A 14845-nucleotide genomic window follows, 5' to 3' on the forward strand; every position below is an offset into this window, starting at 1 on the left:
GCCCCGGGGCCCGGGGCGTCCCCGGCCTACAGGGCGCCCTTGCGCGACAGACTGCTGAACGCCAGCCAGCCCGGCAGCACCGGCAGCCACAGTGTGAGGATGCGGTAGAGCAGCACCGCCGCCGTCGCGACGTCCTTCGGCACGCCCGCCGCGATCAGACCGAGGATCAGCGCGCCCTCGACGGCGCCCACACCGCCGGGCGTCGGCGCGGCCGACCCCAGCGCGTTGCCGGCCAGGAAGACCACGGCGAGGCTGGCGTAGCTCAGCGGCTGGCTGCCGTCGTTGAACGCCCGGATCGACGCGTCGAGACACATCACGAAGGCGAACGTGAGCAGCAACTGGCCGCCGATGCCCGTTAGCAGTTTCACCGGCCGCTGGAGCACGTCCAGCATGCGCGGTACGACTCCGGCGAACAGCGACCGCAGCCGGGTCGAGACGAACTTCCGCAGGAACGGGATCGCCGTCACCACCAGCACCAGCACGGCGACCGTCAACAGGCCCGCGATCACCGTTCTGGACGGGCTCAGGGACGGGGTCTTCTCCGTGCCCGTGAGATAGCCGAAGGTCAGCAGCAGCAGGATGTGCGCCCCGAGCCCGAAGAGCTGGGCCGCGCCCACGCTCGCCACCGCCAGTCCGGGACGGACGCCCGAACGCTGGAGGAAGCGGGTGTTCAGCGCGACACCGCCGACCGCCGCCGGGGCGACGATCTTCACAAAGGATCCGGCGACCTGGGCGAGGACGGTCCGCGGGAACGGCACCCGTTCGGGCACGAAGCCCAGCAGGCTCATCGCCGCGGCGACGTAGCTCAGTGCGGAGAATGCGGCCGCGACCGCCACCCAGATCCAGTGGGCGCTGCTGAAGTCGGCGCCCAGGTTGTTGCCGGCGATCTGGGACAGCAGGAAGTACGCGGCGACGGCGCCGGCGATCAGGCTGACGAGGGTCCGGGGCCGGATCCGCTCCAGCCGGACGGGCTCCACCGGGGCCTGGGGCCGGATCAGCAGCACCTGGTGGCGGATCTGGGTGAGGAGGTCCTCCTCGCGCGCCGCGTCGAGCGCCTCGTCGACGGCGCGTTTGTCCGCCCGCCGCTCGGCGTGCGGGGCGGGCTTCGCCGGGTGGCCCGCGGTGGGCCCGGTGGGGGCCGTGACCGCGGGCGGGCGTGCTGCCGCTGCGGCGCTGGTACGGCTGTCCTCCGGGCGGCCGTCCGCCGCGGCGGCCTCCGGGGCTCCTCCTGCGGTTCCGGCCGCTCCCGCCGTGTCCGGAGCGGTGCCCGCGGCTTCGGCGGTCCGGCCCGTGTCCGGACCGGCCTCTGCTTCCGCCCTGCCTGTGTCCGGACCGGTGTCCGTGGTGGTGCGGGCCGTGTCCGTAGCGGTCGCGGACTCCCCGGTGGCCGTCCCGTGTGCCTGGGCCGAGGCCTCCGCGCGGGCCCTGCGGGCCGCCGCCGAGGCCTTCAGAACGGCCTCGCGCTCCCGCTCGGCCCGCTCCCGCGCCAGTCTTCGCAGGGTCGCACGGGTGGAGCGGCTGAGGGCGATGGGCTGGAGCAGCGGCAGACAGTCGGCGACCGCGTCCGGTCCGAGGATCTCCAGCGCCCCCGACACCGAGCGCTCGGCACCCACCCGAAGGCCCATGGTGACCAGGAGCTGGGCGACGTCCATCCGCAGCACCAGATCGCCCGCGGCGATCTCGCCGCCGCGCAGATCGGTCAGGATGACCTTGCCGGAACGATCCACCAGGATCGCGTCCCCCGTCAGCCTGCGGTGCGCGATCCGGCGCGACTGGAGCGATTTGACCTGCCGCCAGGCCCCGCGGACCACGTCGTCGGTGATCTCCGTGTCCTCCAGGCTGTCCAGGGATCTGCCGCCCAGGTGCTCGTAGACGAGCATCACGGCGTCCGGTCCCAGCTCGGAGGTGGCGATCAGCTTGGGGGCGTTCGCCCCGGCGGCGATCGCCGCGTAGGCGAGGAGCGCCTCCTGCTCCAGCGCCTGCCGCAGTGACTGGAGGGAGGAGCGGCGGGTGGTGATGGAGCGCAGCGTGAGCCGCCGCCAGAGCCGGTAGAAGAAGCCGTGTGCCTGCTGTTCGCGGTCGACGACGGTGACGTCGAGGGGTGGGCCGTCCTCCAGGGTGACCAGATAGCGGCGCCCACGGTCGCCCTGCTCAACCGGGCCGCCGTCCGTTCCGTCCGGTACGTCCTCGGTGCGCATCGCGGTGACCGGGCGGAAGCCGACATGGCGCAGGCCCGCCAGCAGGGTCTGGCCGGTGGGCCGGACATTGGGCGAGCCGACGGCGTACAGCGTGCCGTACGCCACGGTCCAGCCGAGGAGGACGGTCAGGATGATGGAGAACGGGGTGGTGTATCCGCCGACCAGCATCGCGAAGGCGTCCAGCAGCAGCACCACCCAGAGCACGACCCGCCAGCGGGGTCTGCGGGCCATGCCGACCGCCGTCATATAGGCGATGACGGGGGCGAGATAGCCGTGCACGGGGTCCGTGAGCCCGCTGCCCTGGGAGCGGGTGAGGGCTTCCTGGATGCTGTCCGGCGCCGCCTGGGCGACCCAGAGGTCGGTGGCGAGGGTGATGCCGTGGGCGAGGACCGCGGCGAGCACACCGTCGGCGATCCGCAGTCCGTCCCGTTTGATCAGCCGTTCGATCGCGAAGGCGATGGGGACGAGGAGCACCGCGATGGAGGAGACCAGCCCGGCGAGCTTCACCAGCAGTACGGGCGCCTGCTCGGTGCCCTTGCTGATGTCGTGTTCGAGGCCGGTGGTGGTGCCCTGGGCGAAGGCGGCGATGGCGAGGAGGACGGCGATCGCGAGGATGCCGCCGAGGAAGCGCATGAGGTCCGAGGGGCGGTGCACCCGGGCGGCGAGCAGGGGCTCGTCACCGGAGACCCGGTCGGCATCGGTGCCGGGGTCGTCGACGGGATGGTCCCCGTGCCCGGCTGCGGGCGGCTCTTCGGAGCCTGCTCCCGACAGTCCGGCGGGCTTGGCTTCGGATGCTGCTTCGGGTGCTGACCCGGGCCGGTGCGCGGGAGCGTCCCCCGCGGCCGTTCCCCCGTCCCCGCCCTTCAGGCCTCCGGCGCCGTCATTGCCACTGCCACCGGCGCTGTCACCGGCACCATCACCGGAATCGGTGACGGTGTCGTCGGCACCGGGAGAGGTGCCGGGGGAGGAGTCGGTGTCCCGGCCCCGGGCGTCCCCTTCACCGGCCGCGCCTTCCGCCGGGCCGTTCCCCCGGGCGTCCCGCGAACCGTTCCGCGGGCTGCTGCCCGGACGGTCCTTCGGGCCGGCGGCAGCGCCGCCCGCGGGGGAACCCGATCGGGCGCGGGCACGCCGACGACCGTCGCCGGTGCTGCCGTCGCGCCGGTCGCCGTCGTCGTCTGCGTGCTTCTTGTCCTCGATCGGTTCTACGTCCTTGTCGATGGGCATCCGGTCGTCCGTGGACGGTGCGGATGCGCCGCCACCGTCCGGGCACGGCCCCGTACCGAAGGCGTCAGCCGCCGTGCCAGGCCGCACACCCCGCTCCCTTCCCCGCCTGCTCGGTCTCTCCGCGGTCACGCCTCACCCGTCACCGTCCGCGCACGATGGTGACACGAGCGGGCGTCCGAGAAGGTCATCAGGGTCGTCGGCGCGTGCGTGACCTGCGCAATAGTTCGCGATGAGTCGGTCATGGTCACCCTATTCGCCCCGTGTGGTCTGGTCTGCCGTGGTCTGCTGTGGTCTTGTCTGCCGTGGCCTGTCCGATCCGCCCGATCCAGCGACGGTCGTGGCCGGTCCGCCCGCCGCGGTCCCGCCGTGCGGTCCGTCCATCCTGGCCGCCCGCCGCGTCCCGTGCACGGAGTTGTCCACAGGCCGGGCCGCTTGTCGGTGCGGTGCGGCAGGATGGCGGGATGGAAGAGCTCGCGGAGATCCCCGACTACGCGGAGCGGGTGCTCGACGTCGCCGAGCGGATCCCGCCCGGGCGCGTGATGACGTACGGCGATATCGCCGAATGGCTCGGTGAGGGCGGCCCGCGCCAGGTCGGCCGGGTGATGGCGCTGTTCGGCGGTGCCGTGCCCTGGTGGCGGGTGGTCCGCGCCGACGGCACCGTACTGCCGGGTCACGAGCTGGAGGCCCTGGCGCAGTACCGCACGGAGGGCACACCGCTGCGCCCCGCGCCCCCGAGCGCCGACGGCCATGTGCCGCGCATCGACATGCGGCGGGCGCGCTGGGACGGTGCGGACGCGGATATGAACGCGGATATGAACGCGGACACCGACCGCGGTGACGGCCCCGGCCCTGGTGCCGGTTCCGGTGGTGCGGACGGCCGGGGTGCGGCGGACGGCAGCGGCATATGACGATCGCCGCCGGACCCTGCCGCGCCGGGAGCCCCGGGCGGGCGGGGTAGCGTCGTCGGCGTGCGGTTCCGGCCGCAACCGCTCCATCAGCACCACCACACCCACCAGGACCGGCGATCCACGTGAGTTCCTCCTCCACCACCGGGCGTACGCCGTACCGGCCACAGGCACGGCAGGGGGATTCCGCGCGCCCTCCCAAGGGACGCCGGGGACGGAATCCGGGTGCCTACCGGTTGGTGCGTACCCCGCCCGAAACCCCGGATCCCCCCCTTCTGGACGCCGCCCAGCGTGCCGTGGTTGACCACGAGCACGGCCCCCTGCTCGTCCTGGCGGGCCCCGGCACCGGGAAGACGACCACCCTCGTCGAGGCGGTGGCCGCCCGGATAGCCGGCGGCACCGACCCCGAGCGCATCCTCGTGCTCACCTTCAGCCGCAAGGCCGCGGTGGAGCTGCGCGACCGGATGGCCCTGCGCCTCGGCGGCGCGCGCGGCCCCCGGGCGACCACCTTCCACTCCTTCTGTTACGCCCTGGTCCGCTCCCACCAGGACGCCGAGCTGTTCGCGGAGCCGCTGCGGCTGCTGTCCGGTCCCGAGCAGGACGTCGCGGTCCGGGAACTCCTCGCCGGGCAGATCGGCCTGGAGGCCGACGGCCTCGCCCGCAACGAGTGGCCCGACGAGCTGAGGGCCTGTCTGACCACGCGCGGTTTCGCGGACGAGGTACGGGCGGTCCTCGCCCGCAGCCGTGAGCTGGGTCTCGACCCGTCCGCGCTGAAGAGGTTCGCCGACCGCACCGGGCGGCGCGACTGGCGGGCGGCCGCGTCCTTCCTCGCCGAGTATCTGGACGTCCTCGACATGCAGGGCGTTCTCGACTACGCGGAACTGGTCCACCGGGCCGTCCTCCTTGCCGAGAGCACGGCGCCCTCGCGGAGTTTCCCGCACGACTTCCCGTACGACGCGGTGTTCGTCGACGAGTACCAGGACACCGACCCCTCGCAGGTCAGGCTGCTGCGGGCACTGGCGGGCGGCGGCCGGACCCTGGTCGCCTTCGGTGACCCCGACCAGTCCATCTACGCCTTCCGGGGCGCCGATGTGAACGGCATCCTCGACTTCCCTTCGGCCTTTCCGCACACCGACGGGAGACCGGCGGACGTCGCCGTGCTCACCACCTCCCGCCGGAGCCGGGAGGGCCTGCTGGCGGCCACCCGGCTGCTGACCCGCCGTATGCCGCTGACCCGGCTGCCCGCGGAGAAGGTCCGGGCGCACCGCGAGCTGGCCGCGACCCGGGAGGGCGGCACGGTCGAGGCGTACACCTATCCCACCTCGTCGGCCGAGCTGGACAACATCGCGGACGTCCTGCGCCGGGCCCATCTGGAGGACGGGGTCCCCTGGCACGACATGGCGGTCCTGGTCCGGGCCGGCAGCCGTACGATCCCCGCCGTCCGCCGGGCGCTGACCTCGGCCGGGGTCCCGCTGGAGATCGACGGCGCGGACGTCCCGCTGCGGCACGAGCCTGCGGTCGCCCCGCTGCTGACGGCGCTCCGGGCGGTGGCGGCTCCGATCGCGGAGCGGCCGGAAGAGGAGACACCGGCAGAAGCAGAAGCAGAAGCAGAAGCAGAAGCCGATGCAGAAGCAGAAGCGGAAGCCGGAGCCGAGCGCGAAGCTGTGGCCGAAGGCGAAGCTGCGGCCGGAGCCGGAGCCGGAGCCGGAGCCGGAGCCGGAGCCGGAGCCGGAGCGGACGTCGGTGTCGAGGCCGGAGCTGTGGCCGGAGCCGGGCAGCCCGACGGGGCCGCCGCCGGTTGGCTCGACACGGAGACCGCCCTCACCCTCCTCGCCTCCCCCCTCGGCGGGATGGACGCCGCCGACCTGCGCAAACTCGGCCGGGCCCTGCGCGACGAGGAACGTGCCGCGGGCAACCGGCTGCCGCCGCCGTCCGATCTGCTCATCGCCCGGGCCGTCGCCGAACCGGAACGCCTCGTCGTCCACGACCCGGCCTATGCCCGCCGCGCGCAGGAACTCGGCGCGCTCCTCGCCCGCGCCCGCGCCGTCCTCGACGGCGGCGGCACCGCCGAGGACGCGCTCTGGGAGCTGTGGAACGGCACGTACTGGCCGCAGCGCCTGGAGAACGCCGTGCTGCGCGGCGGCGCGGCCGGGCGGAACGCCGACCGGGACCTCGACGCCGTCTGCGCCCTGTTCGACACGGCCGCGCGCGCCGAGGAGCGCACGGGCGGCCGCGGCGCCCTCAACTTCATCGAGGAGATCGAAGCGCAGGACATCGCCGCCGACACCCTCTCCTCGCGCGAGACCCGCCCCGACGCGGTCCGGCTGATGACCGCCCACCGCTCCAAGGGCCTCGAATGGGGCCTCGTCGTGGTCGCCGGAGTACAGGAGGGCCTCTGGCCCGACCTGCGCCGCCGAGGCTCCCTCCTGGAGGCCGACCGCATCGGCCGCGACGGGCTCGCCGAACCGCTCACCCCCGGCGCCCTCCTTGCCGAGGAGCGCCGGCTCTTCTACGTCGCGGCCACCCGCGCCCGCGACCGGCTCGTCGTCACCGCCGTCAAGGCCCCCGCCGACGACGGCGACCAGCCCTCCCGCTTCCTCACCGAACTGGGCGTCGAACCGGTCTCCGTCGCGGGCCGTCCCCGGCGGCCCCTCGCCGTCTCCGCGCTCGTCGCCGAGCTGCGGGCCACCACCGTCGACCCCGCCGCCCCGCCCGCGCTCCGCGACGCCGCCGCCCGTCGGCTGGCCCGGCTCGCCGCGCTCCGTGACGACGAAGGCCTGCCGCTGGTCCCATCGGCCCACCCCGACCGCTGGTGGGGCCTGTACGAACCCACCCACAGCAGCATCCCCCTCCGCGACCGCACCCGGCCCGTCGCCCTCTCCGGCAGCGCCCTGGACCAACTGGCGAACGTCTGCGCCCTCCAGTGGTTCCTGGGGCGCGAGGTACGGGCCGAGGCCCCCGCCACCTCGGCCCAGGGCTTCGGCAACGTGATCCACGTCCTCGCCGACGAGGTCGCGTCCGGCCGTACGCCCGCCGATCTCGCCGTACTGATGGAACGCCTCGAATCGGTCTGGGGCGGCCTCGCCTTCGACGCCCCGTGGAAGTCCGAACAGGAGAAGCGGAACGCCAGGGCCGCCCTGGAACGCTTCCTCCGCTGGCACGTCATGGACCGCGGCGGCCGGGTGCCCGCCGCCACCGAGCGCGATTTCGACGTGGTGCTGGCGGCGGGGGAGTACGAGGTACGGATCCGGGGGTCCATGGACCGCGTCGAGAAGGACGCGGAGGGCCGGGCGTACGTCGTCGACTTCAAGACCGGGAAGCAGGCCCCGACCGGGGACGAGGTCGCCCGCCACGCACAGCTCGCGGTCTATCAGCTCGCGGTGCGGGAGGGGGCGGTCGACGAGTCCTTCGACGGCAGCAGGCCCCTGCCCGGCGGCGCCGAACTCGTCCAGCTGCGGCAGCCGGCACCCGCCAAACAGGGCGGCGAAGCGCTGCCCAAGGTCCAGGCGCAGCAGCCCCTGGAAGGCGAATGGGCCGGAGAGCTGCTGGCCACGGCGGCGGGCCGGGTCCTCGACGAACGCTTCACCCCCACTTCGGGCGGCCACTGCGCGAACTGCACCTTCCGTGCCTCGTGCAGTGCGCGGCCGGAGGGCCGCCAGGTGGTGGAGTAGCGCCCGCCGTGCTTCGGCGCGCGGACCCGGCCCGGAAGCCGCCGCCGTACGACCGGCGGTCGGGTCGCGGCCTGCCCACGGCCCGGGTCCGGGCGCATTCCGCCTACCGCCGGAGCACTCTGTCCCGGTTCCCCGTCTCGCGCGGCTCCGCCGGGCCGGTGAACCCACCCGGGCACGGAGTGGTGGCCCCCTGTCCGCACACGTGCCGGAAGCGTCCCGGCACCCGCCGGAACCGGAACCGGAACCAGGACCGGAACCAGAACCGGGACCGGGACCGGAACCAAGACCGGGCCCGGGCCGATGTGGCGGTACTCGGGCAGTGTCCGCCCGTGGGCCGGATCGGTGCCCGCCCTCGGCCGGGACCGCGCCCGCAGGTGCCGTGCCGGACGCGTTGCCCTGTCGCCGTGCAGCCGGGCCGCCGGATCGCAGGCCCCCAGGTCCCGGGTTGCCGGCCCCCGCCCCGTAGTCCGCCGTGCTCGGTCGTGCCCCGCCCCCGCACCGTAGGCCACCGGACCCGGCCCCGGGCTCCGACCCGGCCCCGCGTGCCCCGGCCCGCGCAGCGCTGTCGGTGGGGGACCGTAGCCTTTTCGTGTGACCGCGCGCATCAGTGACCCCGAGGAGCTCAAGGAGCTGCTCGGGATCCCCTTCACCCCGGAGCAGACGGCCTGCATCACCGCGCCGCCCGCCCCGCAGGTCGTCGTCGCGGGCGCCGGGTCGGGGAAGACGACGGTCATGGCGGCCCGCGTCGTCTGGCTGGTCGGCACCGGCCAGGTCGCCCCCGAGGAAGTCCTCGGTCTCACCTTCACCAACAAGGCCGCCGGAGAGCTCGCCGAACGGGTCCGCACCGCCCTCGTCCGGGCCGGGGTCACCGACCCGGACACCATCGACCCGGACAACCCCCCGGGCGAGCCCCGTATCTCCACCTACCACGCCTTCGCCGGCCGGCTTCTCGACGACCACGGCCTCCGGATCGGCCTGGAGCCCACCGCCCGCCTCCTCGCCGACGCCACCCGCTACCAGCTCGCCGCCCGCGTGCTGCGGGAGGCCCCCGGCCCGTACCCCGCGCTCACCCGCTCCTTCCCCACCCTCGTCAGCGATCTCCTCGCCCTCGACGCGGAGCTCTCCGAGCATCTCGTCGAACCGGCACGGCTCGCCGCGTACGACGCCGAGCTGCTCCGGGCCCTCGACGGCACCCGCCTCGGCAACGCCGAACTGCGCAAGGTTCCCGAAGCCGTCGCGGCCCGCCGCGAACTCCTCGACCTCACCGTCCGCTACCGCGCCGCCAAACGCTCCCGCGAACTGCTCGACTTCGGCGACCAGATCGCCCTCTCTGCCGAGCTGGCGCTCACCCGCCCCGAAACCGGCCGGATCCTGCGCGACGAATTCAAGGTCGTCCTCCTCGACGAGTACCAGGACACCTCCGTCGCCCAGCGGCTGCTGCTCTCCGGACTCTTCGGCCGCGCCGCCCGCCCCGGCGCCGCCGAACCGGCCCCCACCGGCCACGCGGTGACCGCCGTCGGAGACCCCTGCCAGGCGATCTACGGCTGGCGCGGCGCCTCCGTCGCCAACCTCGACGACTTCCCCGACCATTTCCCGCACCGCGACGGCACCCCCGCCACCCGGTACGCGCTCAGCGAGAACCGCCGCAGCGGCGGCCGGCTGCTCCGGCTCGCCAACGGCCTCGCCGCCCCCCTGCGCGCCCGCCACGAAGGCGTCGAGGCACTGCGCCCCGCCCCCGGCGCCGAACACGACGGCACCGTCCGTATCGCCCTGCTCCCCACCCACCAGGAGGAGATCGCCTGGATCGCGGACTCCATCGCCCATCTGGTGCGTACGGGCACCGCGCCAGGCGAGATCGCCGTCCTGTGCCGGACCGCCGCCGACTTCCCCGAAATCCAGGGCGCACTGGTCGCCCGCGATATCCCCGTCGAAGTCGTCGGCCTGTCCGGCCTGCTCCATCTGCCCGAGGTCGCGGACCTCGTCGCCGTCTGCGAAGTCCTCCAGGACCCCGGCGCCAACGCCTCCCTCGTACGGCTCCTCACCGGCCCGCGCTGGCGGATCGGCGCCCGCGACCTCGCGCTCCTCGGCCGCCGCGCCCGGCTCCTCGTCCACCGGCAGGGCGACGACGCCGATCCGGCCGATGCCGACGAACGGCTCGCCGCGGCCGTCGAAGGCACCGACCCGGCCGAAGTGATCTCCCTCGCCGACGCCCTCGACACCTTCCTCGACTCTTCCGGAGGAGTCGGCCCGGGCGGCCCCGGCGGCACCGGCGGAACCGATGAAGGGCTGCCGTTCTCCGCCGAGGCCCGGGTCCGCTTCGCCCACCTCGCCGCCGAGCTCCGCGAACTGCGCCGCGCCCTGGGCGACCCCCTGATGGACGTCCTCCACCGGGTCCTCGGCGCCACCGGCCTCGATGTGGAGCTGTCCGCCTCCCCGCACGCCCTGGCCGCCCGCCGCCGCGAGACCCTCGCGAACTTCCTCGACACCGCCGCCGCCTTCGCCGGTCTCGACGGCGAGGCCACCCTCCTCGCCTTCCTCGGCTTCCTGCGGACCGCCGCCCGGTACGAGAAAGGCCTGGACAACGCGCTGCCCGGCGGCGAGAACACCGTCAAGGTCCTCACCGCCCACAAGTCCAAGGGGCTGGAGTGGGACGTCGTCGCCGTGCCCGGACTGGTCGCCGGACAGTTCCCCAACGACCGCGGGCGCGAGGCCTGGACCTCCCACCCCCAGGTGCTGCCCCACGCCCTGCGCGGCGACGCGGACACCCTGCCGTCCGTCCCCGCCTGGGACTCCAAGGGGCTCAAGGCCTTCAAGGACGGGATGAAGGACCACCAGCACACGGAGGAGCTGCGGCTGGGCTATGTCACCTTCACCCGTCCCCGCTCCCTGCTGCTCGGCTCCGGCCACTGGTGGGGGCCCGTCCAGAAGCGCCGCCGCGGTCCGTCCGCGTTCCTGACCGCGCTGTACGACCACTGCGCGGCCGGCCACGGCGAGATCGAAGCCTGGGCCGACGAGCCCGCCGAAGGCGAGGAGAACCCGACCCTGGCGGAGACCGGACCCGACCACGCCTGGCCGCTGCCGCTCGACCCGGTGTCCCTGGCCCGCCGCCGCCGCGCCGCCGAGACGGTACGGGCGTACCTCGACCGGGAAGCGGACGCGGAGCCCGCCCCGGACCGGGCCGGCGGACCGGGGCCGGAGCCCGGGAGCGAGCTCTTCCCCGAGGGGCTGGACGACGCGGAAGCACCCGACGAATTTGATGAACCCGGCGCACCCGACGCACCCGACGGGGAGTGGGCCGGCCCCCCGCCGTACCCGGACGTCGATCCGTACGAAGACGATGATCCGTACGGTGTGTCCGTGTCCGTGTCTGCGGCCGTGGCCGCCCCGCCGTCCGCCGCGCCCGCCCCGCCCGGAGCCGTACTGCCGCATCAGCCGACGGGCCCCCCGCCCCCCGCCGACCCCGAGGACGGTCTCGCCCCCGAGGAGCGGCGCACGATCGCGTCGTGGGACCGCGATCTCGACGCCCTCGCCGGGGAACTGCGCCGTACCCGCGCCGCCGTCCGGGACGTGAACCTGCCCGCTTCCCTCACCGCGTCCCAGCTCATCCGGCTCGCCGCCGACCCCGACGGCTTCGCCCGGGAACTGGCCCGCCCCATGCCGCGCCGTCCGCAGCCCGCGGCCCGCCGCGGCATCCGCTTCCACGCCTGGGTCGAATCCCGGTTCGAGGAGTTGCCGCTGCCCCTGCTCGGCCCCGACGAACTGCCCGGTGGCGATCCGGCCGACGCCGCGGATGCCCCGGACATTGCGGACGAGCAGGACCTGGCCGAACTGAAGGAGGCCTTCGCCCGCACGCCGTACGCCGGCCGCACGCCGTACCGGGTCGAATCCCCGTTCCAGATAACCCTCGCGGGCCGGGTGATCCGGGGCCGTATCGACGCCGTGTACCGGACCCCGGCCGCCGGAGGAGCCCCCGCTCGGTACGAGATCGTCGACTGGAAGACCGGCCGGACGGGCACCGCCGACCCCCTCCAGCTGGCGATCTACCGCCTCGCCTGGGCGGAACAGCACGGACTGGCACCGGAGGACGTCGGCGCGGCCTTCGTCTTCGTCCGCAGCGGCGAGGTCGCCCGGCCGTCCGCCCTGCCCGGCCGGGCCGAACTGGAACGCCTCCTACGTGACGAACACGACGAACACGACGGGGGCGACGAGGGCGGACGGGGCGGCGGACGGGAGGACGGACACCTCACCGGACCCGCTGCCGGTGGGAACGCCTGACCGGACACCTGACCGGACGCCGGGCCCGGTGCCCGTACGGGGACGGCGGAGGAGGGCACCCCCGGCGCCGGTTAGGCTCATACACATGAGCGACACCTCGGACAGCGCCGTCCGTACGTACATCCGGCAGCACCGCGACGCCTTCCTCGGCGACCTCGTGGAGTGGCTGCGGATCCCCTCCGTTTCGGCCCAGCCGGAGCATGCGGAGGACGTACGGCGCAGCGCGGACTGGCTGGCGGCCCGGCTGCGGGAGACCGGCTTCCCGGTCGCCGAGGTCTGGCCGACGGCGGGCGCGCCCGCGGTGTTCGCCGAGTGGCCCTCCGACGACCCCGGGGCCCCGACCGTGCTGGTCTACGGCCACCACGACGTCCAGCCCGCCGCCCTCGCCGACGGCTGGTACTCCGATCCGTTCGAACCGCGTCTCGAAGGCGGCAGGCTCTACGCCCGGGGCGCCGCTGACGACAAGGGCCAGGTCTTCTTCCACACCCTCGGTGTCCGCGCGCACCTCGCCGCGACCGGCCGTACCGCCCCCGCCGTCCATCTCAAGCTGCTGATCGAAGGCGAGGAGGAGTCCGGTTCGCCGCACTTCCGTACTCTCGTCGAAGAGCAGGCGCACCGGCTGGCCGCCGATGCCGTGATCGTCTCGGACACCGGTATGTGGTCCGAGACCACGCCCACCGTCTGCACCGGGATGCGCGGACTCGTCGACTGCGAGATCGCGCTGTACGGGCCCGGGCAGGACATCCACTCGGGCTCCTTCGGCGGTGCCGTGCCCAATCCGGCCACCGTCGCCGCCCGGCTCGCGGGCGCCCTCCACGACGCCGACGAACGCGTCGCCGTCCCCGGTTTCTACGACGGAGTCGTCCCCATCGGCGCGGCCGAGCGGGAACTCTTCGCCGAGCTGCCGTTCGACGAAGCGGAGTGGCTGGGGACCGCGAAGTCGTCCGGCACCCTGGGCGAGGCCGGCTACACCACCCTGGAGCGGATCTGGGCCCGGCCGACCGCCGAGGTCAATGGCATCGGCGGCGGCTACCAGGGCGCCGGAGGCAAGACGATCATCCCCTCCTCCGCCCTGCTGAAGCTCACCTTCCGGCTGGTGGCGGGGCAGGACCCCGACGCCGTGGAGGTCGCCGTCAGCCGCTGGGTCGCGGGCTGGGTCCCCGACGGAATCCGGTACGACCTCACCTTCGCCGCCTCCACGCGCCCCTGTCTCACGCCCCTGGACCACCCGGCCCTCCAGTCGGTTGTCAGGGCCATGGGCAAGGCGTTCGACGGGCAGAAGATCCGCTTCACCCGGGAAGGCGGATCCGGACCGGCGGCCGACCTCCAGGACGTCCTGAAAGCACCCGTCCTCTTCCTCGGTATCTCGGTACCCTCCGACGGCTGGCACGCCCCGAACGAGAAGGTCGAGATCGACCTCCTCCTCAAGGGTGTGGAGACGGCCGCCCACCTCTGGGAGGACCTCGGGGGAGCCCTGCGCTGACCACTCAGGACCGGACCGACCCGGGACCGCCCGGGGACGTAACCGGGCCGCCGAACCGTCCGACCGCCGAACTGGAACCCGTCCGGGGGAGTTGCACGTACGTGAGCACCGAGAGCCATGCCACCGCCGATCAGCCCATCAGCCTGACCGCGCCCAGCGGGATCGACCGCGCGGCCCACCACCGGCTCGACGAGGCGTGGCTCGCGGCGGCGTGGAGCCACCCGACGACCCGGGTGTTCGTGGTCTCCGGCGGCCGGGCACTGGTGGACGACACCGCCGACGGCCGTACCGAACTCGTCATGACCCCCGCCTTCGACGCGCCGCTCACCGAGACCCACCGCTACTTCCTCGGGACCGACGAGAACGGCGTCCGCTACTTCGCCCTGCAGAAGGACACCCTGCCCGGGCGCATGGACCAGTCCGCCCGTCCGGCGGGGCTGCGGGAAGCCGGGATGCTGCTGTCGCCGCGCGACGCCGGACTGCTGGCCCACGCCGTCGCCCTGGAGAACTGGCAGCGGCTCCACCGCTTCTGTTCGCGCTGCGGCGAGCGTACGGTCATCGCCGCCGCGGGCCACGTCCGCCGCTGCCAGGCCTGCGGCGCGGAGCACTATCCCCGGACCGACCCCGCGGTGATCATGCTGATCACGGACGACGAGGACCGGGCCCTGCTCGGCCGCCAGCTCCACTGGCCGGAAGGGCGTTTCTCCACCCTGGCCGGCTTCGTGGAACCCGGCGAGTCCGTTGAACAGGCCGTGCGGCGGGAGGTCCAGGAGGAGGCGGGGGTCACGGTCGGCGACGTCGAGTACGTGGCCAGCCAGCCCTGGCCGTTCCCGTCGAGCCTGATGCTCGGCTTCATGGCCCGGGCCACCTCCGCCGGGATCACGGTCGACGGGGAGGAACTGCACGAGGCCCGGTGGTTCTCCCGCGACGAGCTGACGGAGGCCTTCGAGTCCGGCGAGGTCCTGCCGCCGTTCGGCATCTCCATCGCGGCCCGACTCATCGAGATGTGGTACGGCAAACCGCTTCCGAAGCCCGGAACGGCGCCTGCAGCCTGAGGCCGGGGCGCTCCCCGGGGGCCGCGACCCAGTC

General features: G+C 74.1%; 6 protein-coding genes. 5 read left to right on the forward strand and 1 reads right to left on the reverse strand.

Annotated elements, in window-relative coordinates:
* Window positions 1–26: 26 nt before the first annotated feature.
* Window positions 27–3422 (reverse strand): lysylphosphatidylglycerol synthase domain-containing protein, encoded by a 3396-nt coding sequence (locus B7R87_RS22480; RefSeq protein ID WP_391115866.1) that lies wholly within the window; start codon window positions 3420–3422, stop codon window positions 27–29.
* A gap of 461 nt (window positions 3423–3883) precedes the next feature.
* Here B7R87_RS22480 and B7R87_RS22485 point away from each other — a divergent pair, with 461 nt between their 5' ends.
* The 5 genes from B7R87_RS22485 to nudC all read left to right on the forward strand — a co-directional run bounded on the left by B7R87_RS22485 (window position 3884) and on the right by nudC (window position 14811).
* The gene (locus B7R87_RS22485; RefSeq protein ID WP_006346765.1) at window positions 3884–4330 is read left to right on the forward strand and encodes an MGMT family protein; all 447 of its coding nucleotides are present in this window, start codon (window positions 3884–3886) and stop codon (window positions 4328–4330) included.
* A 122-nt stretch (window positions 4331–4452) separates the two neighbouring features.
* A complete protein-coding gene (locus B7R87_RS22490; protein ID WP_130584844.1) occupies window positions 4453–7998 on the forward strand; it encodes an ATP-dependent helicase in 3546 nt (1181 codons plus the stop codon).
* Between the two features lie 591 nt (window positions 7999–8589).
* Window positions 8590–12273 (forward strand): ATP-dependent DNA helicase, encoded by a 3684-nt coding sequence (locus B7R87_RS22495; RefSeq protein ID WP_006346762.1) that lies wholly within the window; start codon window positions 8590–8592, stop codon window positions 12271–12273.
* 85 nt (window positions 12274–12358) lie between these two features.
* The gene (locus tag B7R87_RS22500) at window positions 12359–13756 is read left to right on the forward strand and encodes a dipeptidase (protein WP_006346761.1); all 1398 of its coding nucleotides are present in this window, start codon (window positions 12359–12361) and stop codon (window positions 13754–13756) included.
* Between the two features lie 101 nt (window positions 13757–13857).
* Complete coding sequence (gene nudC, locus B7R87_RS22505; RefSeq protein WP_006346760.1) at window positions 13858–14811, forward strand: NAD(+) diphosphatase; 954 nt, start codon at window positions 13858–13860, stop codon at window positions 14809–14811.
* Window positions 14812–14845: the final 34 nt, after the last annotated feature.

It is taken from the genome of Streptomyces tsukubensis (assembly GCF_003932715.1).
Taxonomy (GTDB): Bacteria; Actinomycetota; Actinomycetes; order Streptomycetales; family Streptomycetaceae; genus Streptomyces; species Streptomyces tsukubensis.

Coding starts and splice junctions, on each gene's coding strand:
- B7R87_RS22480 (WP_391115866.1), bottom strand. CDS start 3,422: ATGCCCATCGACAAGGACGTAGAACCGATCGAGGACAAGAAGCACGCA.
- B7R87_RS22485 (WP_006346765.1), top strand. CDS start 3,884: ATGGAAGAGCTCGCGGAGATCCCCGACTACGCGGAGCGGGTGCTCGAC.
- B7R87_RS22500 (WP_006346761.1), top strand. CDS start 12,359: ATGAGCGACACCTCGGACAGCGCCGTCCGTACGTACATCCGGCAGCAC.